This is a genomic window from Rhodococcus sp. LB1 (assembly GCF_001583455.1).
Taxonomy (GTDB): domain Bacteria; phylum Actinomycetota; class Actinomycetes; order Mycobacteriales; family Mycobacteriaceae; genus Rhodococcus_F; species Rhodococcus_F opacus.
On sequence record NZ_LTCZ01000164.1, the window covers coordinates 1 to 21269 of the forward strand.

General features: G+C 64.7%; 23 protein-coding genes and 3 pseudogenes. 12 read left to right on the forward strand and 14 right to left on the reverse strand.

Annotated elements, in window-relative coordinates; genetic code table 11:
* The coding region (locus tag AZG88_RS22350; protein WP_156517579.1) for an AMP-binding protein at window positions 1-363 on the reverse strand (363 nt) is incomplete at its 3' end.
* 145 nt (window positions 364-508) lie between these two features.
* Between AZG88_RS22350 and AZG88_RS22355 the strand changes: the two genes are divergently transcribed.
* Complete coding sequence (locus AZG88_RS22355) at window positions 509-1690, forward strand: PucR family transcriptional regulator (protein ID WP_061699129.1); 1182 nt, start codon at window positions 509-511, stop codon at window positions 1688-1690.
* 1197 nt (window positions 1691-2887) lie between these two features.
* On the opposite strand, the pseudogene AZG88_RS53925 reads toward AZG88_RS22355, so the two are convergent.
* Both AZG88_RS53925 and AZG88_RS22370 read right to left on the reverse strand, forming a co-directional pair.
* Window positions 2888-3061 (reverse strand): annotated as a pseudogene (locus tag AZG88_RS53925) (NADP-dependent oxidoreductase); the annotation flags it as partial.
* Window positions 3062-3679: 618 nt separating this feature from the next.
* Window positions 3680-5299: an AMP-binding protein gene (locus tag AZG88_RS22370; protein ID WP_061699108.1), complete on the reverse strand. Its 1620-nt coding sequence runs from the start codon at window positions 5297-5299 to the stop codon at window positions 3680-3682.
* A gap of 147 nt (window positions 5300-5446) precedes the next feature.
* Between AZG88_RS22370 and AZG88_RS22375 the strand changes: the two genes are divergently transcribed.
* From AZG88_RS22375 to AZG88_RS53935, 3 genes are all read left to right on the forward strand, one after another.
* On the forward strand, window positions 5447-6301 hold the full coding sequence (locus AZG88_RS22375; RefSeq protein ID WP_005242556.1) for a PaaX family transcriptional regulator: 855 nt from the start codon (window positions 5447-5449) through the stop codon (window positions 6299-6301).
* Window positions 6302-6840: 539 nt separating this feature from the next.
* Complete coding sequence (locus tag AZG88_RS53930; RefSeq protein ID WP_231914131.1) at window positions 6841-7080, forward strand: LLM class flavin-dependent oxidoreductase; 240 nt, start codon at window positions 6841-6843, stop codon at window positions 7078-7080.
* A gap of 121 nt (window positions 7081-7201) precedes the next feature.
* Window positions 7202-7570, forward strand: a complete 369-nt coding sequence (locus AZG88_RS53935; RefSeq protein ID WP_231914132.1) for a hypothetical protein — start codon at window positions 7202-7204, stop codon at window positions 7568-7570.
* A 611-nt stretch (window positions 7571-8181) separates the two neighbouring features.
* Here the strand turns inward: AZG88_RS53935 and AZG88_RS22385 are convergent.
* The 5 genes from AZG88_RS22385 to AZG88_RS22400 all read right to left on the reverse strand — a co-directional run bounded on the left by AZG88_RS22385 (window position 8182) and on the right by AZG88_RS22400 (window position 12453).
* The gene (locus AZG88_RS22385; RefSeq protein WP_061699110.1) at window positions 8182-10248 is read right to left on the reverse strand and encodes an FUSC family protein; all 2067 of its coding nucleotides are present in this window, start codon (window positions 10246-10248) and stop codon (window positions 8182-8184) included.
* A 235-nt stretch (window positions 10249-10483) separates the two neighbouring features.
* Complete coding sequence (locus AZG88_RS53940; protein WP_331712289.1) at window positions 10484-11089, reverse strand: IclR family transcriptional regulator domain-containing protein; 606 nt, start codon at window positions 11087-11089, stop codon at window positions 10484-10486.
* Window positions 11065-11331: a helix-turn-helix domain-containing protein gene (locus AZG88_RS52750; protein WP_197487900.1), complete on the reverse strand. Its 267-nt coding sequence runs from the start codon at window positions 11329-11331 to the stop codon at window positions 11065-11067. Before AZG88_RS52750 ends, AZG88_RS53940 begins: the two co-directional genes overlap by 25 nt.
* 22 nt (window positions 11332-11353) lie before the next feature.
* Entirely contained in the window at window positions 11354-11695 is a 342-nt protein-coding gene (locus tag AZG88_RS22395) for an MmcQ/YjbR family DNA-binding protein (protein ID WP_005242562.1), read from the reverse strand.
* Window positions 11686-12453 carry a helix-turn-helix domain-containing protein gene (locus AZG88_RS22400; RefSeq protein WP_061699112.1) on the reverse strand — a complete coding sequence of 256 codons (768 nt, stop codon included), beginning with the start codon at window positions 12451-12453 and terminating at the stop codon, window positions 11686-11688. The genes AZG88_RS22395 and AZG88_RS22400 overlap by 10 nt, the downstream gene beginning before the upstream one ends.
* 88 nt (window positions 12454-12541) lie before the next feature.
* Here AZG88_RS22400 and AZG88_RS22405 point away from each other — a divergent pair, with 88 nt between their 5' ends.
* The 3 genes and pseudogenes from AZG88_RS22405 to AZG88_RS53950 form a co-directional block, all read left to right on the forward strand.
* Entirely contained in the window at window positions 12542-12883 is a 342-nt protein-coding gene (locus tag AZG88_RS22405; RefSeq protein WP_005242565.1) for a nuclear transport factor 2 family protein, read from the forward strand.
* Window positions 12884-13114: 231 nt separating this feature from the next.
* Window positions 13115-13381, forward strand: coding sequence for a hypothetical protein (locus AZG88_RS53945; protein ID WP_061699115.1), 267 nt, complete (start codon window positions 13115-13117; stop codon window positions 13379-13381).
* Window positions 13382-13464: 83 nt separating this feature from the next.
* A pseudogene (locus AZG88_RS53950) lies at window positions 13465-13612 on the forward strand (acyl-CoA desaturase); the annotation flags it as partial.
* A 109-nt stretch (window positions 13613-13721) separates the two neighbouring features.
* On the opposite strand, the gene AZG88_RS22415 reads toward AZG88_RS53950, so the two are convergent.
* The 3 genes and pseudogenes from AZG88_RS22415 to AZG88_RS22420 all read right to left on the reverse strand — a co-directional run bounded on the left by AZG88_RS22415 (window position 13722) and on the right by AZG88_RS22420 (window position 16469).
* Window positions 13722-14465, reverse strand: a complete 744-nt coding sequence (locus tag AZG88_RS22415; protein ID WP_082833423.1) for a cutinase family protein — start codon at window positions 14463-14465, stop codon at window positions 13722-13724.
* Window positions 14466-15316: 851 nt separating this feature from the next.
* A pseudogene (locus AZG88_RS53955) lies at window positions 15317-15521 on the reverse strand (cytochrome P450); the annotation flags it as partial.
* 342 nt (window positions 15522-15863) lie between these two features.
* The gene (locus AZG88_RS22420) at window positions 15864-16469 is read right to left on the reverse strand and encodes a TetR/AcrR family transcriptional regulator (protein WP_061699119.1); all 606 of its coding nucleotides are present in this window, start codon (window positions 16467-16469) and stop codon (window positions 15864-15866) included.
* Window positions 16470-16582: 113 nt separating this feature from the next.
* Here AZG88_RS22420 and AZG88_RS22425 point away from each other — a divergent pair, with 113 nt between their 5' ends.
* The 3 genes from AZG88_RS22425 to AZG88_RS51925 all read left to right on the forward strand — a co-directional run bounded on the left by AZG88_RS22425 (window position 16583) and on the right by AZG88_RS51925 (window position 18227).
* Window positions 16583-17356: an SDR family NAD(P)-dependent oxidoreductase gene (locus AZG88_RS22425; protein WP_061699121.1), complete on the forward strand. Its 774-nt coding sequence runs from the start codon at window positions 16583-16585 to the stop codon at window positions 17354-17356.
* A 366-nt stretch (window positions 17357-17722) separates the two neighbouring features.
* The gene (locus AZG88_RS53960; protein WP_231914134.1) at window positions 17723-17923 is read left to right on the forward strand and encodes a hypothetical protein; all 201 of its coding nucleotides are present in this window, start codon (window positions 17723-17725) and stop codon (window positions 17921-17923) included.
* Window positions 17924-18002: 79 nt separating this feature from the next.
* The gene (locus AZG88_RS51925) at window positions 18003-18227 is read left to right on the forward strand and encodes a hypothetical protein (RefSeq protein WP_025432754.1); all 225 of its coding nucleotides are present in this window, start codon (window positions 18003-18005) and stop codon (window positions 18225-18227) included.
* Between the two features lie 66 nt (window positions 18228-18293).
* Here AZG88_RS51925 and AZG88_RS22435 read toward each other — a convergent pair whose 3' ends face one another.
* The 3 genes from AZG88_RS22435 to AZG88_RS55330 are packed head-to-tail and all read right to left on the reverse strand — an operon-like array spanning window position 18294 to window position 19442.
* Entirely contained in the window at window positions 18294-18887 is a 594-nt protein-coding gene (locus tag AZG88_RS22435; protein ID WP_331712290.1) for a PIN domain-containing protein, read from the reverse strand.
* Window positions 18877-19128, reverse strand: a complete 252-nt coding sequence (locus AZG88_RS55325; protein ID WP_331712291.1) for a hypothetical protein — start codon at window positions 19126-19128, stop codon at window positions 18877-18879. The genes AZG88_RS22435 and AZG88_RS55325 overlap by 11 nt, the downstream gene beginning before the upstream one ends.
* Window positions 19125-19442: a hypothetical protein gene (locus AZG88_RS55330; protein WP_331712292.1), complete on the reverse strand. Its 318-nt coding sequence runs from the start codon at window positions 19440-19442 to the stop codon at window positions 19125-19127. Before AZG88_RS55330 ends, AZG88_RS55325 begins: the two co-directional genes overlap by 4 nt.
* A 148-nt stretch (window positions 19443-19590) precedes the next feature.
* Between AZG88_RS55330 and AZG88_RS22445 the strand changes: the two genes are divergently transcribed.
* Window positions 19591-19827 (forward strand): hypothetical protein, encoded by a 237-nt coding sequence (locus AZG88_RS22445; RefSeq protein WP_156517580.1) that lies wholly within the window; start codon window positions 19591-19593, stop codon window positions 19825-19827.
* 520 nt (window positions 19828-20347) lie between these two features.
* Window positions 20348-20965, forward strand: coding sequence for an Rv1733c family protein (locus AZG88_RS22450; protein WP_061699133.1), 618 nt, complete (start codon window positions 20348-20350; stop codon window positions 20963-20965).
* Window positions 20966-21269 lie beyond the last annotated feature (304 nt).

Consider the following 21269-nt stretch of genomic DNA (forward strand, 5'->3'; position numbering starts at 1 on the left):
TCCGGCGCCCGCGGCGCCGGCGGTGGCCTCAGCGGCGAAAGTCGGCGTCGCGAAGAGCGCCGTCGCACCGGTGTCGGAAAGCGAGAACTCGATCTCGCGGGACTTGAGTAGCGGGTTCATGGGCACCGCGATGGCACCACTGCGGAGGATGCCGTAGAAGGCCAGCGCGAACGCGGGCGTATTGGGCAGCATCAGCCCGACCCGATCGCCGGGCCCGATGTCTTCATGGTCGAGGAAGGTGGCGACTCGCGCGGCCGCCGCGTCGAACTCGGTGAAGGTAAATTCCAGATCATCGCAGCGAAGTGCCACCGAATCGGGGTAGTTTCGCGCTGAGGCAACAAGATTCAGACTCAGGTTGGACAAGAGGACCTCCGGTGACTGTTGGCGTTTTTCCGGTAATTCAAGGGTGACCCCCGGCGCAGCCTGAGTCGATGGCGGCGGGAACAACGTCGATGGGCAACCGGTGTGTGCGCTCACAACCGGCGTCGATCGGGCCTATCGTGTCGGTATGGAGGGACCACCCGATCGGCCCATCGTCGAACTCGCCGCTGCGATGCTGGCCCGTGCCGACCAGCTCGGTGCCGCGCTGGCCGAGGTCATCCGCCGCGACATCGACTACTACCGGTCGAGCGCCCTCGTGACCACCGACGAGATTCAGCGCAGCTGCACCGCGAACATGACCTTCGTCTTTCATTCACTGTCCGGGGACACCGAGATAGACCTCTCCGCAGCAGAAGCGACAGGGACAGCCCGGGCACTCGCCGGGGTCCCGTTGCCTGCGGTGATGGCGGCATACCGGATCGGCTTCCGATTCATGTGGGAGACAACGGTCACCGAGGCGAGGAGTAGCGGGGTGCCGCTCGACGCGATCCTGAACGCCACCTCGCAGATCCTCATCGCCCAGGACATGTTCACTCAGGCAATGACCGACGCGTACCGACACCAGCAAACGGTTCAGGTCCTCCGCCGCGAAGAGGAGCGTTCGGCGCTGGTGGAAGCGTTGTTGTTCCGCCGCATCACCAACATACAGAGCCTGTGGGAGACAGCGGACCTCTTGCGGTTGCCGACGGCTGGCCCGTATGTTGTCGTGGCAGCCCAGGTTCCCGCCATCGGCAAACTTGGCCTGCCGGACATCGCAAGCAAGCTCGACGTCCGCGACATCCGCTCAGCCTGGCGACTGCTGCCCGACTTACAGGTCGGCATCGTCTTTCTCCGTCGCCTCGACATCCTCCGCGAGCTGATCGATGTCCTCGACACCGCCGCCTCCTCGCGCGTCGGCATCAGTCCCCAGTTCGACGACCTCAGCGAGACCAGCGAAGCACTGCGACTCGCCCGGATAGCCATCGGCGAGAGACCGTCCGGCGACTCCCTGATCACGGTCTTCGACGGATCCCCGCTAGCGTTCGCCGCCGTCAGTGCACCCGAGGCCATGAAACGGATCGGGAAGTCCGTGCTCGGACCGATCGATCACCTGCCACCCGAGGAGCGCCAGATCCTGGTGGACACCTTCGCAGCATGGCTCGATGCCGGCGGTTCGGCGAACGAGACCGCTGCGAAGATCTACTGCCATCCGAACACCGTTCGGCATCGACTCCACCGCATCGAGGAGTGGACCGGCAAGTCGCTGTCGCGGCCGAAAGATCTCGCCGAGCTCTGCCTGGCATTCGAGATCGACCGCCTGCTGCCCTGAGCGATACGCGCCACCGGCCGCAGCACCACTCGTTCGGACCAGTCCCGGTGCCGCCGCAACAGCGATCCGAACTCACCGGTCTCCTGCAACCGTTCCATACCGTAATCGACGCAGCGTCTCGAGCCGCACCCGCAGCGTCCACTTCGCGAATCAGAACCGAGGTCCGAGAGAACAATCATCACAGAGAGCCCATTGGGACGGATCGGCCGGCCAACCGGAAGGAATCTCATCGCAAGCTTGGGACCGGTCGGACCGTCAGCCGCCTTGCCCGCCCGTGCGGCGGTAGTTCGGGTATACGCTCGCTAAAATGCGAATGTCCTCTTGGCACAGTTCGCTCCGGGGATGACCTGCCACAATCGCTCGACGAAACGGCGCGCTGCCATTCCGAAGCGCACAAGGATTTCCTCCTCGGTAGCACCACCGAATGGTGTCCACATCATGGCGAATTCGATAAGGTGCTCCGCCTCGGGGTCAGGATGGTTGCGTTTGCGGTTCGCTTCGATCCACGCGGCGCGACCCCTATGACGCGACTGGCGATACTGGCGAGAGTTCATGGGGAGTTCACACATCGAGTCGGCACCGAGGAAGCGTTGGAAGTAGGGACTCCGCCACGAATACTGACAGTTCGACCCACCTACTCATCGCCTGCACACAAGATCGAGCCTTCACCGAAGTCGTCGCCTTCCATTCTCGTAAGCATGTTTTCTTCCTGCATCGGAAGCGCCGGCGTCAGATTCCCGTGCTCGTCACGCCGGGGTCCGTACGCTGCCAGAAAGGGCATGTTCGACGAAGTATCGTGTACATGGTGCTTCTTTCCGGTCTTGAAAAGTACGGCGTCGCATAGACCTCCACGCGGAGACGATCGCATCGAGATCCATCCTCCAGTCAGAAGTCGATCTGCCACGTACAGCGCCGGCCCGGCGGTGCCCAGGGAGTCCACGAGGATCACGCCGGTCAGGTCGACGGACGCCCGGATCGCGTCGAGGCCGGCGGCGAACGCGTCGTCGTTGTAGCCACTGGTGACCTTGCTGGACGGGCCGAATCCACTCCGAACGCGGACCGGCCGGACATACGCTCGTGCAGTGCGTGTGCCGTTGCGGTACAAGGACTCGAGGACTCGACTCTCTGTCGCCGCACCCGGTTCAGGCTAGATACCATTGGTCGCATCCCACATGGCATGATCGTAAGTTGTTTCCGATCGAAGGCAGTGAGGGCTTCAGCGAGTGGCCTCACGCTGACCGCAGGTGGCCGCAGGCGGCCATCACGGATCCGGCGTTCAAGGCGGACCAGGCACTCACGATCGGGTTCGACGACGAAGAACATCGCGCGTCCGTGCTCGGGCACCACCCGAGGGGGCTCCGCGATGGTGACGCCCACACTGGAACCGAGCCCTGGGACACCAGATAGGTTGCCCCGGGTCCCGGTATCGGTTGCGGGCAAGCCGGTCATCCAGGTAGCAGCAGATGATCTGGGACGCATCGGAACAAGGGCAGGTAGGACGTTGACGGCCTCTGGTCATCGTTTCGCCCATCTGCCGTCCTGATGGGGATCTCGGTAAGGGAAACGGATTACCGGCCGCTGGTCTGAACCTGCGAATCGGTAGATCGCGTGCCGGTGGGAGCGCACCACTCCTACCGGCACGTCGTTCGCTGGTGCGACCGCTGCTATCTGCTCGGCAATGGGTGCCGCCCGAGATTCGCGGTCAGCGACAGCCAGCGTGCACGATCCTCGGGTCCCGTGGAACACCGGGAGTTCAATCGTGGCAACATCTTTGCCCGTCACTTTCGTCCCGTCGTACGGATGCATTTTTCGATGTTAACCTTGTCGGTTCCGAGCCACATGAACCTGTTGTTGCGCCGGTCCAGGCTAGGACAGCCTCTGCGGCCTCGACCCAGCGGATGACGGTGGAGTGGTGGTAATGCCCAGCGGCGTCGGTGTCCTGCCATTCGACACGACGATCGACGACGACGCTCGCGGGGGACGGGATGGTCATGACGGCACCGCGGAGGAGATATCGCGCAGGCGGAACCGCTGCAGCTTTCCGCTCGGGGTCCGCGGCAGTCTGTCGAGGAAGACGATGCTGCGGGGGTACTTGTAGGGTGCTGCGGTCTGCTTGACGAAGTTTTGAATCTCGAGAATCTTCTTCTCGTCGCCGACCGCGCCGTCGCGCAACACGATGGCCGCGTGCACGATCATGCCGCGTTCGTCGTCGGGGAGTCCGATGACGGCACTCTCGGCGACATCGGGATGCTTGTCGATCGCTTCCTCGACCTCGGGTGCGGCGATGTTGTACCCGGAGGAGACGATCATGTCGTCACTGCGGGCGTGGTACCAGAAGTACCCGTCTTCGTCGCGGGTGTAGGTGTCTCCTGTGAGGTTCCAGCCCTCGCGGACGTAGTTCTTCTGCCGGTCGTCGGCGAGATACCGGCATCCGGTGGGGCCTTTGACTGCCAGCAGACCAGGAGTGCCGTCAGACACCGGTTGCCCGTTCTCATCGTGGATCTCGGCATAGAACCCGGGCACCGCCTTGCCGGTCGAGCCGGGACGGATGTCCTCGTCGGCGGCGGAGATGAACACGTGCAGCATCTCGGTGCCGCCGATGCCGTTGATGATGCTGATTCCGGTCGCGTCGTGGAACTGATGCCACACCGATGCGGGAAGGTGCTCGCCCGCGGAGACGCATCGGCGCAGAGAGCCGAGCTTGTCGGCCTGATCCTCGCGCAGCAGTGCCCGATAGGCGGTCGGAGCGGTGAACAGCACACTGACACCGAATTTCGCGACTGCGTCGGCGAGTTCGGCGGGGGTCGCGCGTTCGAGCAGCAGGGTGGCGGCCCCGACCCGCATCGGGAAGACCATCAGACCGCCGAGTCCGAAGGTGAATGCCAGCGGCGGTGTGCCGGTGAACAGGTCGTCGACTTCCGGCTTGACGACGTGCCGGGAGAAGGTGTCCGCGTTCGCCAGGACGTCGCGGTGAAAGTGCATCGTGGCCTTTGGTGAACCGGTGGTTCCGGACGTCGGCGCGAGCATTACCACGTCGTCGGCAGCGGTGTCGACGTTGGTGAACTCGCCGGACTTGCGCTCGGCGGAGGTGATCAGATCATCGGCTCCCCCGCCGCCGAATGCGATCACGGGGATATCACCCGCCGCCTGCATCATCTCCTCGGTGAAGCGGTGATCGCATAGAGTCAGCGCCGGACTCGTGAGCTCGATCAGCTTGACGATCTCGAGGTGTCGGAGCAGTGGCATGGTCGTCACGACGACACCGCCTGCCTTGGCGACAGCGAACCAGCAGGCGACGAGCCAGGGATTGTTCGGACCCCGCAGCATCACCCGTTGGCCGGGCACCAGCCCATGGTCGCCGACGAGGACCTGAGCGATTTGGTTCGCGCGTCGCAACAGCGCTCCGTACGACCACTGTTCGGTTGGAGTGAGCAGGCAGCGGCGGTCCGGTCCCCATGCTGCGACCGCGTCGTCGAGCAAGGTGCGCGCACAGTTCAACCGGTCGGGGTATGCCAACTCGGGCAGGTCGAAGCGTAGATCCGGCCAGTCGGATGTGGGCGGCAGGTTGTCACGGCAGAAGGTGTCGATGTGGGCCGACCTGGAGAGCATGTGTGTGAGCCTTTCCACAGGTGTCTAAGTGATGAAAGTATGCACTGATTGTGACGACATGTGAATAGGCGACATAGACTTTTATCAACGGAACTACCTGAGGCCTGGGCGCAACGCTCCCCCCGATCACTCACCTATGGTGTTCTCATGACGGTCTTCACCGATGACACCGAGTCGCAGCCGCGAGAGCTGATTGTCACCTTGTTCGGCCTCTACGCCCGCGCGGAAAGCAACTGGCTCCCGGTGGCCGGACTGGTGCGACTGATGGCCGACCTGGGAGTCGACGGGCAAGCGGTGCGCTCCTCGGTCTCGCGACTCAAGCGACGCGACGTCCTGCAGAGCGTGCGCCACGACGGCGCAGCCGGGTATGCACTGTCCCGATCAGCCCTGGACGTCATCAACGAGGGAGATACGCGCATCTTTCACCGCAGGCGCGCAACCATGGAGGATGGTTGGGTCGTCCTGGTGTTCTCGGTACCCGAGTCCGAACGCGAGAAGCGGCACCTACTGCGCACGTCGCTGACCACGCTCGGTTTCGGAACTGCGGCGCCGGGGGTGTGGATCGCACCTGGCCACCTGGCTCAGGAGACTCGCGAGATGCTCGAGCGACGTGGCCTCGCCGCTTACGTCGACATCTTCGAAGGCAACCACATCGCCTTCGGGGAGCTGCGTTCGAAGGTGCGTCGGTGGTGGGACCTCGAAGAACTGACCTTGTCGTACGCGGACTTCATCGAGCGGTACCGGCCCGCACTGCGCGAGTTCACGGGCGGGCCGGTGACCCCGGATTCGGCCTTCGCGACCTATGTTCCGATGCTGACCGTGTGGCGGCGCTTGCCCTACCTTGACCCAGGCCTTCCGCTGGCGCTACTGCCGCAGGGCTGGAACGGCGTGACGGCGGAACAGCTGTTCGCCGACCTCAATGAGGTCCTCAGCGGTCCCGCCCGCGAACACGCGATGGAGGTCATTCACCGGCGACGACAGCCACAGCCTGTATCTCGATGAGAGCTTCGGGCTGCCACAGGCCGGTGACCCCGATACCCGCCATGGCGGGACCAACTCTCCGGCCCTGGGGCGTGCGCGAATCCGGACGGCTTCAGCATCGACGCAACGAGGGGTTGATGTGGCTGATCGACATGGGGGCCTCACCGTCTCTCGAATCGGGTTCTCCGTGTAGCGCGGTGGGGTTCGTCAAAAAATCAGCAACACCGCATGGATATAGTGCTGACCTTATGTTCGTCAGTGCAACAGCATAACGACGCGGACTGCCGTCGTCGTCGGTGGCACGCTGTTCCGCGCGGACGAGGCGCAGTGCCTATGAGACTTGGACTTCGCCTGCCCCAGCGGATGGGCATTGATTTGCGGCACGACGTCACTGAGGTAGCCAGCGCAGCCGAACGTGCCGGGTTCGACAGTATCTGGGCCTGGGAGCGACCGTTGTTTCCTGTGGCGCCCCGTGATTCCTTTACTCCGGGCGCGCGCCGTGGCCGCCCGCGTATCGGCAAGGGGCTGACCCGTTAACCGTCCTCGCGGCCGCAGCAGTGGTGACCGAGCGAGTCCGACTGGGCACCAGCGTGATGGTTGCCGGCCTTGATCAGCCTCTCCAACTCGCGAAGAGATTCGCGACCCTCGACCAGATCAGCGGGGGCGTGTGGCCGCGGGGTTGGGCACGGGCTGAGCAGTCGACGAGTTCGAGGCAGTCGGCGTGGCCAAGTCCGATCGCGGCCGACTGCTCGACGAGACCCTCGACGTCTTCAATGCAGCCTGGGGTCCGGATCCAGTGAACTACCGGGGGCCCACACGCTCATCGACAACGCCTACGTCCTGCCGAAGCCGGCTTCACCGATCCCCGTCATCTTGGGCGGCGATGTCGACGTCAGCTCCACTGGAGGTCCCAATGCACGTGTGCTGCAGCGGGTCGCTCGACGTGCCGACGGTTGGATGCCACTTTTCCCGACCCCTGGCGCTGCTGGTGCTCAGAAGCTTCGTACGGCGTGGGACTTGATACGCCAGTCGGCGGCCGCCACAGGGCGCGACCCGTCCAAGATGGAAATGATCGTGGTGGGGAACGTCACGTTCTCCGAGACCCCGTCCGGCGACGATCGGACCGGCTTTTCAGGCACACTCGAGCAAATTCTCGACGACATCGCTTCCGCAGCAAGTGCGGGCGCAGATGAGTTGATCCTCGACCTGCACTTGCAGGACTGGTGGCGGAACACACGTCAGATGCTGGACGCGGCACTCGAGATTCGGGAGCTTGTGTCGGCCCGATGATGTCGAGGATGGGTCGGATCCGGTTCCACATCACCGAGACCCGTTCAGCGACAGACGACTAGCTTCGAACACTCCTCGTTGGGTGTGTTACTGGAACTGAGGCGACGGCAATGATGACTTGTTTCATCTGTCACGTGCGTGGCCGATACGGTCGCATGGATGGCGAAGCCAATCCGAGCCCATCCAGAGAACGATGGGCAGCAGTCCGGGGACTCAGCCCTCTCCGGTGGCAACCGGTACCGATGATCTCCTCACCCGGGCGAGAACCGAGGCTATGGTGGCGGGCGGGCCGTGGGCGCAAATCGGCGCGCGGCTCGGGTGAACGACCGCCCGCGACCGCGGCGTCGTCACCGATCGGAACTGGCAGGAGGCGACAGTCAGGGAGCTCAGAGCCACGAAATGAGAATCGACGCGCAGCGAAGATCTGCCACGCGCTGGACTGCCGATTCGTAGACCACGACGAATAGGTGTCGTACGTACAACTGCTGGGTTACCGGGCTCGCCGCCTCCTCGCGAAGGCAACCCACCGTTGCGGGTCAGCACAGGACTTCGACAGGCTTCCCCTTCGACAGGCTTGCTTCGCGCTTCGCTCAGCAGTAGGTACGACGCCATCAGACACGCGTCAATGCTTCCCCCATCGTGCGGTTGAGGGTGCTGAGCGAGCGGACGGCACTGCGAACCGGCCCCGGCGTGGTGGTCGACTGCAGCATGACGTCGGGTGCCGAGGTTTCGGTGAGTTTCTCCGGCGGCTCTACGTGCTCGCCGGTGAGTGCGCGTTTGACGTCTGCGATGGTTGCCTTGGTGACGTCGGCTGCTTGGCGCAATGCCTTCGCGGTTTCCTGCGACGGTCCGCTGTCCGGTTCGCCGCGAGAGGCGCTCACCCCTGCTCGGGCGAGGGCATGAGACGACCGATTGCTGACCGTCATGATCCGCAACAACCGCTTCGCTCCCCGACGAGTCCGCGTCGTCGGTCCCATTTCCAAGGGTTTGCCGGCCGTGACAAGGTCCTTCAGCGCGTTGTCCAGCTTCCGCATGTCGGCGACGAGGTGAGTCTCGTGGCCTGGTTGGACGACGGCTCCGATACCGGTGTCGATGATGGCACTCATCTGATCGAGGTAGTCCTCGATCTTCGAGATCAGCGTCGATCTCGTTCCGGTGGAGAAGATGAAGTAAGCCGCCGCTATTCCGACGAGTCCCCCGGCCGCCGTTTCGTAGATGCGCAGTTCGAGTACCTCGATGCTGAATGTGCCGAGCAGTCCGTACAGCATCGCAAGCATGACGGTGACGAAGAAGGAGAGCAATGCGTAGGCAACCGTGACGAGGTAGAACGCGAAGAACACGCAGACGACGAGCAGGAGCAACTGCAACGGCTGATTGTTTCCGACCAACGCAGACAGCACCACTCCTCCAAGAACTCCCGCGATGGTACCGACGACACGATGCCCTGCGCGCGAGAGAATCTCACCGCGGGTCGACGCTCCGGTGAAAACGAGGAAGGCCGTCAGAACCGCCCAATACCAGCGGTCGGGCGAGATGAGCTCACCGAGAATCGTTGCAGCGCTGGTCGCGACGGCTACCTGAATCGCGGCTTTGGTGCTCGGATTCAATCCGGTGTCCATTTCTTCGACCTCGTCCGGCTTCTTCCTCGGCTCGGATTCTGTTCGCAGGGCGTTGCTGGTGATGTGATGGATCGCGATGTGCGCCTGCACTGCTCGCATCGCGGCGCCGGTCGCGATACCCGCACGAGTCGATGGATCGGACTTGCCTGCAGCCGCGGCGGCGAGGCGCCGGGCAGCGCGGAGTTGGTCGTCCGACGGATTGTTCTGCAGGCACGATCCCAGTGCAGTGGTCACCTGCCCCAGCGAATTCGGCCACGACTTGTTCGGGTCGAGCGCCCACAGCGCGCTGACGAGTTGTTCGGTAGCGATTTGCGCGTCAAAGATACGAACGGACAGATCATCGTTCGTGACGCTCAGTAGCTGAGCTGCATCGTTGCGGTCGAGCCAGTCGTCGATCATCAGCGCGGTGCTTCCGAGCCGGTCGAGTTTCTTGCGGAGTAGATCGAGATTCCGATCACCCCTGTTCGACGACACCTCCAGCACGTCGATCGACGCGGCCCGCAGCGCCCGAACCAACCGTTTGAGTTCGAGCCCGGGCCGGTCCGGCAGGATCACTGTACGGACGAGGAGCGAGATACCGATGCCGACGACGATGGACACGACGAGGATGGGAATCTGCCCAGGCTGGGCCCGAAGGAAGAGTGCGAAGAAGTAGCAGATGAACGCCACCATCCCGAGAGCCGTGCCTCGCGGGCCGTAGCGCCGCACCCAGACGGCCGCGAAGAGCACCGCGATGAAGCCCACATCGGCGACCTTTCCGAACTGTGACAGCACCGCGGACATCGACACCGCTGCGATTGCAGGGAACACGAGCAGTAGTGTCGTGATCACCCTGCTGTGCTGATCCTTGTCCTTGACCGTCGCCGAGGACTGCATCGCGACGACCGTCCCGAGCAGCGCGACGGTGAGTGGCTGGCCGATCACGTTGGAACCCGGTAGCAGCACCACCATCGCGAGAATGACGGTGATCGTCGTGGCGGTTGCGGCACGTAGCCGCAGCCTGCCGGGATCGGAGACCGCGAGAAAACGGACTGTCTCCTGTACGAACCGAAAAGCCATTCACCGATTGTGCGCCTTCGGCGTCCGCGCATGCGTCATGACACCCCTAAGCATCGTGGTGCTCCGCGATGACTCGCAATCCCGAAATTCTTCCCGTCGATCGTTAATGCTATGCACCGTAGGTTGATTCGGAACCTATTCGCGTCCTATCTATTGCGGTCAGTCGGCATGCTCGACGAGCAGCTCGACGGTGGGGATCTCCGCGGACAGTGGATGATCGAACGCGGCCCGGGCGTTACGCGCACACCGTCTCCACGAAATCGCCGGTGCAGAGGGCGTCGATGACGGTGAACTCGGGTCGGTCCTCAGAACGCGATGTGCCCCGTCGCTCTACGTATGGGCCGCGCCTGGACTCGGCAGGTGCCTGTCCTCGCCGAGGCGACAGCGCGGTGACGTCCGGGGAGGTCAGGGTTCGTTGGATCGTGGCGCTTCCTGCTTTCGGCAGTTTTGCGATGTCCTCGATGTGCGTGATGAGCCGTGAGGTGGGCCCGGAGATGTTGATGACGGAGGTGATCGTGTTGTTGCGGTCCCTCACCGGGGTACTCACCGAGGTCAATCCAACCTCGACCTCTTCACTGACAACGGAATACCCCTGTGCTCGTGAACTTTTCAGCCTTTCGAGGATCTCGTCCAGATTCATTGGCGCCGCAAGCGTCGAGATCGGAGTCAGCAAGTCCTCGGCCGTGAGCGCTTCGACGAGTTCGTCGGCACTGTCGAAGAGCAGCGCCCGCCCGGAGGCTGTGCAGTGCATCGGGGAACTGCGCCCGACCCACCCTCCGGCCCGCAGCGACTGATGGGACTCCTCCCGGAGCACGGTCAGGGACCGGTTTCCCTGCTGCACCGACAGCAACGCGACCTCGCCGACCCGTGAGGCGAGGGTTTGCAGGACGGCCGTGCCGCCCTCGGCAGTGGGATGTCGCCGGCGCCGGTAGCGAGGACCAGCAGCGACCAGCCCAGCCGGTACCGCTTGCTCTCGGGTGCTTGCTCGACCAGTCCGCCACGCTCGAGTGCTTTGAGCATGCGCGAGACCTGACTGCGCTCGCGGCCGACCTCGCGTGCCAGGTCGCTGACGGAGTGGTCCATGTCATTCCGAGCAGGGCATCAGTCAACCCTCGTAGGCGGCAGCCACCTTCTTCGGCACGCACATCCGCCACGCGTCGACTAGCAGCTCGCGCAGTTCCTCGACGTCGAGGGCATCGAGCCGTACGCAGACCCACCGGTACCGCATGTCGGAGGGGCGGGGCATGAGGAACTTCTCGGGCTCCGAGGCCACCAGCGCCCCCCGCTCTTCCCTGGGGAACCCGAAACCCATGATCGTGTCGTCCTGGTAGAACGCCGCGTACACCAGGCGCCCGACCCGGAACCTCACCTCGTCGCGTACGAGCGCCTCATAGGAACGAGGCAACGTGGCGGCGATCGCCCGGGCATCGCCGATCGTCACCCCCATCGGCGGCGCAGCACCTCGGCGGTGCCTTGGTCAGCGGGCAGGAACGCCTCGAGGTGCAGCTCGGCGAGCGTCACGTCGGCGGCGGTCGCGAACGATGTGAGCGTCGTGATGAGCCGGAGGTCGCCATCGGCCGAGCCCAGCTCCAACGGCACCGCGAAGCCGAGCACGTCGGCCTCCTCGGGAAGCGGCGGAAGGTAGGACTCGAGCTCGGCGAGCAGCGCCTCCAACGCCGGGTCGGGGCTCTGCGCCAGCTGAGCCCGCAGGTGCTCGGTGATGTGCCGGCCCCACTCCGGCAGGTTGCGCACCCGGGGCGCGTTCCCATCGGGGTGCAGGGCCAGGCGGAACACGTTGACCGGTGGTGCGAGCAACGCGGGGTCGACGCCTTCTTCGGACACCTCGAACGCCCGGTTGGCGGTGACGAGGATGCCGTGCGGCCGCACGACCATCGCCGGGTACGGGAGATGACCGTCGAGAATCGTCTCCAGCGCCCGGCGAACCGGGCGGAGCGCCTCGTCGTCGAGCGGTGACTCCGGGAACGCCGGGGCGAAGCCGGCAGCGAGGAGCAGCTCGTTGCGCTCCCGTAGCGTGAGCTCCATCGACTCCGCCAGGCGCAACACCATGCCCCGACCCGGGCGGGAGCGGCCCTGTTCGATGAAGCTCACGTGCCGCTGGGTGGTGCCCGCCCGAAGCGCGAGATCCAGCTGGCTCATCCGGCGGGCCGTGCGCCAGCGCCGGAACTCACTTGGGAACCGCGTCATCACCGGTTAATCTTCGCTCACCCCCGGGGGTCGATGCCATTCCTTCCAGGGAGTTGCCGGCAGTGACTCCGCGGCAGACGATACGGTCATGACCGACACAGCAGCAGTCATCGATCGATACAATGCCGCGTTCCTCGAACGGGCACCCGACAAGCTCGTCGACCTCATCGCCCCCGACTGCGTGATGGAGGGCACCGGCCCGGAGCCCGACGGCAACCGATGGACGGGCTACGACGAATGCCTCGCGGGCTGGCAGGGATTGGCCTCCGACCCCGCCATCAGGTTCACGGTCGAGCACGTCGACATCGACGGCGACCGAGCCGTCATCCGCTGGAGGATCACCGGCACCGAGAACTATCGGGGCGTGAATCTCATGCGCGTCCGGGACGGGAAGATCGTCGAGGCGCTCGGGTACGGCAAGCGGCCTTAGCATGCCGTGTCGAGCCGCCGGGTGGTGCCCTGCTCGGCGGACCCGCGACAACCGGCGAACGCCACCGTCATGGCACATCCTCGAAATTCGAGGAACGGTTCGGACAGTCCCACCAGAAGGCGGCAGAACGGGAGTGCACCCATCGTCACCGTTGCAGGACACATCACCGTCGAGCCCCACCAGCGCGAGTCCAACCCTCACGGGCGGTGCTGCACGTTCACGGGTGCTCCGATGACCACCATCAACACCAATGAGGCCGCCCTGGGCATCGAGTCCTTCGGTGACAACCACGCACCAGTCGTCGCACTCGCGGGAAGGACGACGATGCCCTCCTGGCCCGACGCGCTCAGCGATCGCCCCGCCGCCTGCGGGCGCCGCGCGGTGCGCTACTACCCCACGACGACGCTCACGCTTCCGCCCGAGGCGTTGCCGTCCACCAGCCCTGAACCCACGATCACGATGGTCCCGCCTCCGCAGCCGCCCCTGCCTGTGCCGTAGGACAACCCGACCACGCAACTACCCACCCGGCAGCCGCCGCAGGAGCCTTCCTCGGCCCCGGTCCAGCCGACAGTCCCGACCAGCTGAGACTCGGCGGCCACGCAATGCTCTTCGGCTCCCGCAAGCGATCACTGTGGGTGCTGGGCACCGGGATGCTCTCGTTTCGAGGATCATCGAGAACATGACGCTCGGGCACAACGTGATACACGGGCATGGGACTGGATGAACGACCATGTCGGTGTGCTCTGTCCGACATCACTGTCGCCAATCGGGCTCCGGCGGCGGCCTGCGAGCGCCAGCCCGATCCTCAATGAGGCAATGCACCAGGCACGCGGACCGGCTAGAGGCGATCGGCGGCGAACTGTGCAGCCGCGATGGTCATCCCGTTCGCGGGATACAACGCGTGCACGACATTGGGTCGTCCCAGAGGGGCACCATCGCAGATGTTGTCGCCGGGAGCGCACAAATCGATTGTCTTCGGCCCGAACAGCGGCCCGACAACAATCGGCGGACTGCCTGCATCACGCATAAACCGATCCGAGGGTTTTCCGAAGAAGACGACCGCGGCAACGTGGCTCGCAACATCCGGCGACAACGGCCCAGGTAGGCCTAGCTCAGTAGGGAATCCGGCTGGATTTCCGTCCGCGGTGACAAACCCTGCCACAGCCGCGCCCTGAGAGTAACCGCCGACCACCATCCTCGTGTTGGGGCAGCTTGTCGCCATGAACTGGATCCGAGAATGCATGTCCCGCATCCCGTCGACGAAGGTGTGGACAAACGCTTGCCTGTCATCAAAATTGCTACCGGCAGGGTAGTTAACGGCGTACACCCCGATCGACCGCGCGCCCGCGAACAAGCGAAGCGATTCGACGAATGAGAGTCCTGTGATGCCCACGCCATCCGGTTGATCGGTACCCCGGGCGAACGCCACCTCGACATCGGGACATGGCTGGGCGGATGCGGGCGGGGGTTCGACGGGTACGCCGAGCAACGCTGCAAACGTCAGCATCGCCGTGCACAGGAGTCGAGCGAGCGTGCGTGTCGCCATGAGGTAAACACTACATTCAATAGCGGACACGGACATGCTTCTATTACCGACCCCGGGAACCTATTCTCCCCCGACCGGTCAATCATCACATTCGACCGCAACGAGAATTGGGGGTTGAAGCCGGTGCGGAAGGTCCGTTGACTGCTCAGCCATCCAGTCGATCGGATCGCCAACGCTACAGGGTCACGTGCCTGCACAACCTGTTGGCAACCTACGGCCAAAAAGTATTGCGTTGCAGCAACGTCCACACTGGCGGCTAGGCGAATGGCGTTGGCGACAATAACCAGCGGCTGGCACGCTACACGGTGACTACTCCATCACGGTCGGCCAGCATCCAGATCCAGGAGGTAAGCAACGACTCTGCGGGGTGGGACGCAATGCAGGTTGGCCAAGGCGTCCGTAGGTCATGGTCGCGCGATCGAGCGAGTCACTCCAATCGAAAATCTACGGGCACGCGAACCCCCGTTCGTGCCGACTCCAGTATCGAGAGGCTGACTGCGAGTGCATTTACAGACCAGAACCCTTCCGCCGGTTCGGGCCTATGGCCCTCTTCGACCATCACACCCCCCACGCCACCGGCGCTGGACCCGGACGGGCGCGCAGTGCTGTACCTGGCTGTGGACCTCGCCACATAGCACTTCTGCCTGCTGAATTCAGAAGACGACTGCACTCGCGGGGAATTCCCCAGAATCCCGCGAACTCGACCTCTGAAACCGACAGTCGGGCCGTGCGGGTGCGTCGTGTGTGGCGCGCTGGCCAACGCGCAGCCGCGCCCTAACCATGTGCGATGACGGCACCAGCACCACCGAGTCCCAAATCGAGACCGACTGCTGCGTGACCTCCAAACCGCAGCCAGCCTGCGCCCGGTCGGTAACGCGGCGAAGGCGTAACACCGAGGCCAGGCCGTTGCCGGTTGTGCCCACACCGGCCGACAGGAGCGAGCGCACGATGAGCGGGGCCTGCTCTTAGGTGATGTCGCCTCGGTCCGCGGCCGCCCCGATCTGCGCTCCGAACCCGCTTCGGACAACACGTCGCGTGTGCACTGCGCGTTGACCGCCCGGACAACTCCCCGACGCGGGGTACGCCCTTCTGTCCAACGGATTAACAAACATGCTGTACGTCAACAACTTTCAAAGCTACTTCGAAACGAACGAAACGCACACCCCACACCCCGACACGCCGGCACATCACAAACCGCGGGACATGTCATCACACCAGGTCACAGCACCATCACGCCCCCACACAGCGTGTCCGTCGTCGTCATTGCGGGTGTTCCTTCCACAGTCATTTCACGGTGCGCGCGACAACCCACAGTCACTGAAACGAAACAACATTCACAAATCATCCACAACGACTCAACACACTGTGCCGCTCCGCACCGGGGAATGCGGCCCGGCTGTTTGAGCAAACTAGTTTCCCGTGCGTCCCAGCCGATCAGCAGGTAGCACCGGGCGATCCCGGGCCCCGAAGGTAGTCGATCAGAGTGTCCAGGACGGCTTCGAGATCCTCGACACTGCCCGTGGACCGCAGGACTTGCACCCCACCCTGAATTCCCGCAATGAACGCGGACGCGGTGCGCGGCGCATCCAGTTCCGCCCGGACCTCGCCGGCCGCCTGCATCGCCTCGATCCCGGCCACGACGTGAGTCCGCCACTGCGCCAACAGTGTTCGGACCACTTCATAGGCCCCCGGCGTTCCGCCCGCCTGGGCCAGCAGCGACCCGAGCGGACAGTGCGCCCCCTGAGCGCGGTAGCGGGTGACCAACGCATCCCGCCACCTCAGCCACGCCGCCCACGACGTCAGTGCGCCGAGGTGCGGTTGCTGATCGCCGAGAACCCGGCCCGCCTCGTAGACGGCGACGGCGAGCAGCAGCTCGTCCTTGCCGCCCGGAAAGTAGTGGAACAGCTGCCCCTTGCTGGTTCCGGTGATCGCGCGGATGTCGTCGAGCGTGACCTGACCGGGCTGACCACCCCGAAGATGCGTCGCGGCACCCTCGACGATGCGCGCTCTGGTCGCGAGCCCCTTCGCAGTGATCGGCATGCGTCGACGGTAACGCAATTCTGGACCAGCCAACCCTCCACAACTCCACTACCAGTGAACACACCCCACTTTCTGGACTTGCGGGTCCAAAAAATAGTTCCTATGGTCGGGACATGACCAATCACTTCACCAGCAACCGACTCCACGGCCGCACCGCCCTCGTCACCGGATCGACCTCCCACATCGGGCGCGCCATCGCCGTCGCCTTCGCCGCCGAAGGCGCCCACGTGATCGTCTCCGGTCGCGACGCGACACGCGGGAACGAGACCATCGCCGCGATCCAGGCGAAAGGAGGCCGCGCGGACTTCCTCCCGGCCGACCTCGACGGCACCTCCGCCACCAGCCACGCCCTCGCCGAGCAGGCGCTGCACCTGACCGGCGGACACCTCGACATCCTGGTCAACAACGCCGGCATCTTCCCCGCCTCCGGCACCATGACCGTCGACGACGACGTCGTGGACCGCATCTACGCCGTGAACGTCAAGGCACCCCTCTTCCTGGTGCAGGCCCTGGCCCCACGCATGACCGGCAACGGTGGCGGCGTCGTCATCAACCTGGGCTCATGGGTGGCCCGCCTCGGAATCCCCCACGGCCCCGTCTACGCCTCCTCCAAGGCCGCAATCGAGAGCCTGACCCGGTCCTGGGCTGCCGAATTCGGCCCCCGAGGCCTGCGCGTCAACGCCGTCTCCCCCGGCGTCATCCGCCCCACCGGACCCCACACCGACTCCCCCGCCGACACCTTGATGCACTCCACACCCGCCGGCCGGCCCGGCACCGCCGAAGACATCGCCGACGCCGTGCTCTACCTCGCCTCCGACGACGCCCGCTTCGTACACGGGACAGTCCTCGACGTCGACGGCGGACGTGTCGGAGTCAACACCGTGTAATGCACTCGGCAAAACCGAACACCGGTACGACACGCACAAACGACGGCGTGAACGCTGCCGTCCCCGATCTCGAAACGTCTCGGTGATTCTCGACCGACCGCCGCTCGGCCCCATCGAGACGACGTCGAGGAAGTGACGGGATGGCCACCACCACCCCTCCCCTGCTCATCACCAGTCCCCCTCATGGGGTGACCCGAGCCGACCCCGAAGAGCAAACTCCGAGGGCGTCAGCCCCGGCGGGCTCCGCCCCGGCGGTCGGGGACATCCCGGCCACCGGCGAGAACGAAGAAGGTCCTCGAGGGCAGCCTGCGCCAGACCGCCCTGCTCGGCCACGAGGAAATCGGCACCGACCACCTCCGCCTGGCCCTGCTCGACGACCCCGCCTCCACCGGCGCTCAAATCCTCACCGACCTCGCATCCCTGCCCATCAGCGAGATGCGTGAGCACCTCAGACGCGAACTCGCCCACAGGCCCACCCCAGGCCCCGCCCACCGCATCCCCATCCGACTCAGCAACGACGAATACACCCACGCCCACACCGCCGGCCAGAACCTCGAAACGAAATGACTTCGTACACAACAAAGGAGACGCAAACGAGTCGACGAACTTGAAACACATTGGGTGGACATTCGAGTCAAACAAGCCGATGGAAATCCGGGAAGGCAAGCTGCTATCACTGATCGATAAGTTCCCACGTGCCGCACTACGAGTACCGCCAGAGCGAACCCCAATCGCCAAGCAAGCGCGTACAAACATGCCTGGCAGCGGAAGTGCAGAGCTGATCGAGAAGTTCAAGGCAAAGATCACCGAGAAGCAGTTCAACAAAGGCAAGGCCATCGATGAAATGCTGACTGACTGCTTAGCTAGCTAAGAATGGTGGTTAAGCCTCTACTGCACAGCCTATTTCAGATCGTTATGGGCCATTTCCGGAGGGCAATCACTCTCGATCACGCAGCAGCGCAACCGCATCGTCCATGCCGTAACGCGCCATCAACAGATCGAGGACCTCGTCCACGGTCATCGGTGGCCGCACCAGGCGTGTCGCGAGCATCTCCACCGCCCGCGCCGCCGCAGTCGGGGACACCGACACCGTGTCGGCGGCGAACTCCGCCGGCGAAACGACCTGGATGTGCCCGGGAACTCGTTCTCGTGGAAAACCCTTCCGATTCAGCGTGACGATCACCCCGGCACCGCCGACGACGGCGGCCGCAACGACGTGCTCATCGTCGGGATCCGGCAGCGAGAACGTGCCCTCGAGCGGCTCCCAGCCGGTCACCAGGGCGTCGTCGAAGTACTCGCGCATCGTTCCCACCAGCCGCGCACTCGCCACGTGGGCTGCCGCCGCACTGCGCCCGCGTCGTTCGAGCTTGGCCGTCTCATGGAATTCGAGCTCGTCGAGAATCACCTCCGACCACAACGGCCGGTACAAGCCCTCAACGTCCATCGACAGCAGGAAATCCCGCTGCAGGCTCGGCCAGAGAACACAGGTATCGAGAACCGCTGCGAACACCCCGGGCGGCCTACCGACCACCCGCCGCGGCTGACCGGCCCGCGCTGCCGGTCCGTCGGCGCTCCGCGACCGCCTTCCGCGCGATCTTCAACTGCTCCGCCACCACCACCGGATCGTCCTCGTCGTCGATGTCGATAGCGGTCTGGGCGAGTGCCTCGTATTGGCGGGCCCGGCGCTGCTGCTGATACTCGAGCACATCCCGCAACAACAGCCGATGGCGTGTGCCGACCTTCTCCGCCGGCAACTCCCCCACGTCGATCAACCGGCGCGCACCGTTGGCCGGCTCACCGCCAGCAGATCCGCGGCCTGCTGCGTGGTCAACATCGTCGCCTGCGGGGCCACCGTCACTGCACGACCGGCCTGCAACGCGGCCACCACCTGCTCGAGCGCCGCATGCACCTCCGCCGGCAGCTCCACCTGATCGTGCTCACCGGCACCAACCAACAGATACGGCGGCTCCACCCGGTCCCCACAGCGCCGCTCGTGCGCATCGAGGAAGCCGACGACCTCCGCCAATCCCACGCCTTCCACCGCCTGCGGCAGATACGTGTGCTGATCCAACGCCTGCGCACTCATCACAAACCATCCGTTCGAAAGAATCCTAATACCTTTCGAATCTTTCGAAGAGCTGGTTCAATCACCGCCGCTTACACGGCGAGATCGACCACGTCCCACCTGCCGAGTACGAGACCGCCTATTGGTCGAATCACACGGCGGCACTACGGTGAGACACCGGTCCTCGCTGAGGCCGGAACCAGATAACCGAGCCTCCGCCGAACTCGAGGCAGGTGTCACCGCCCCGGTCCTCGAGAGCAAGCTCGACGGTGTCAGCGAAATGCGTGAACACCTCAGCCGCGAACTGGCCCAGCAGCCCACCCGCCGCATCCCTATCCGGCTCAGCGACGAATGCACCCGCGCCAACACCGCCGCCCGCACAGCCAGCCAGAACCTCGAAACCTGAATCCGCGAATGTGTGCGGTCGCCGCCGCAGTGCTCGGGCATTCCGGCCGAACCGTTGTGCCTGTCTCAATCAGCATGCCGGACATACGGTTCGCCCCCGTTCGAGTGCCGGAGTGGGACAGCTGGGTAGCGCAGACCGCGTGGTCAGTGAATGGACCGGCCACCCGTACATCGAGGCACACCGGTGAAGAATCCGGTTAGACGATGGCCGAGGCGACAGGGTACTGCGCGAGAGGGTAAACGGCTGCCACCCGTCCCTGTCGCCGTACGCGGGCATCAGCGGCGCTCCCCAAACGTCGACTGCCACTGCCACTGCCACTGCCACTGAGCAACGAACTCGACGAGCTCGGGCAGCGCCAGCACTGCAAGCCCAGCAGAACTCATGCGCGGGGCGGTCGAGGAATAGTTCTTCGCCTGAAACACCCCCCGACGCTCGCGGAGCAACCTGTCGAAACACCACCTCGGATTCCGTCGCACAATCGAAAGGGAGGAGAAGGCGGAAGGACCTGCTGGAGGTGACCATGCGTCGGGAGGAACTGGCACCGGTGCCCACGCCGGTCCGGTGGTGGCGGCTCGGCCCATGGAGCCGCAACCACCTGATGCGCCCCAGCGACCGCTACGAGGCCACCATCATCCTCATCATCCTGCTCACCGCGGCCGTGGTCCTGCTGCTGATCCCCGTTGCGGCCGCGTTCGGCACCTCGACGCACACCCTGTTGGAACAGCAAACCCACACACTGCGCGCCGGCGTCCACCCCGTACCTGCTGTCCTGCTCGAGGACACCTACCTCGCACCCCACACCCCCGAGCACTCGATCCGTCCCGCCGGCACCCAGAACACCGCCCGGGCGCGCTGGTCCACACCCCATGGGGATCACGTCGCCGCCGTGGTCACCGACGCACCCGCGAAGGCTGGTCAGACCATCACCATCAGCATCGACGCCGACGGCAACCTCACCGGCCCCATCCCCGACAGCCGGGAAAGTACAGTCCTCGCGGTGACCGCCGTCTTCGGGGTCTGGGCACTCGCTGCCGGCGCCGTCCTGCTCCTTACGACCTTCGCACACAGACTGTTCACCCGAAAGCGGTTGCGGCGCTGGGCACAGGAGTGGAAACAGTTCGACATGCCATCGAGATAACCCCACGCGCCGGTCGCGTAGCTCCCACCTTGTGGTGCCGGGGTGCACCCACCGCGGCACCCCGCTCATCGCGGCGATTTGCGGGGCACCGTTTCAGACCAGGCGGCAGCCTGCGAGACGTCGTCGCCTCGGCTCTCGCGAGTTTGATGTCACCGTCGTCGACGAGGACAGCGGGGCCATCGTCGGCCGTGACCGCCCCCACCCGGGTGTGACTCATCCGACCTTTGACTTCAAGTACTTGAAGTTCTTAACGTCGATGGTGTGAGTGCACGAACCACCCCACGCGTCTACACGATCAAGGACG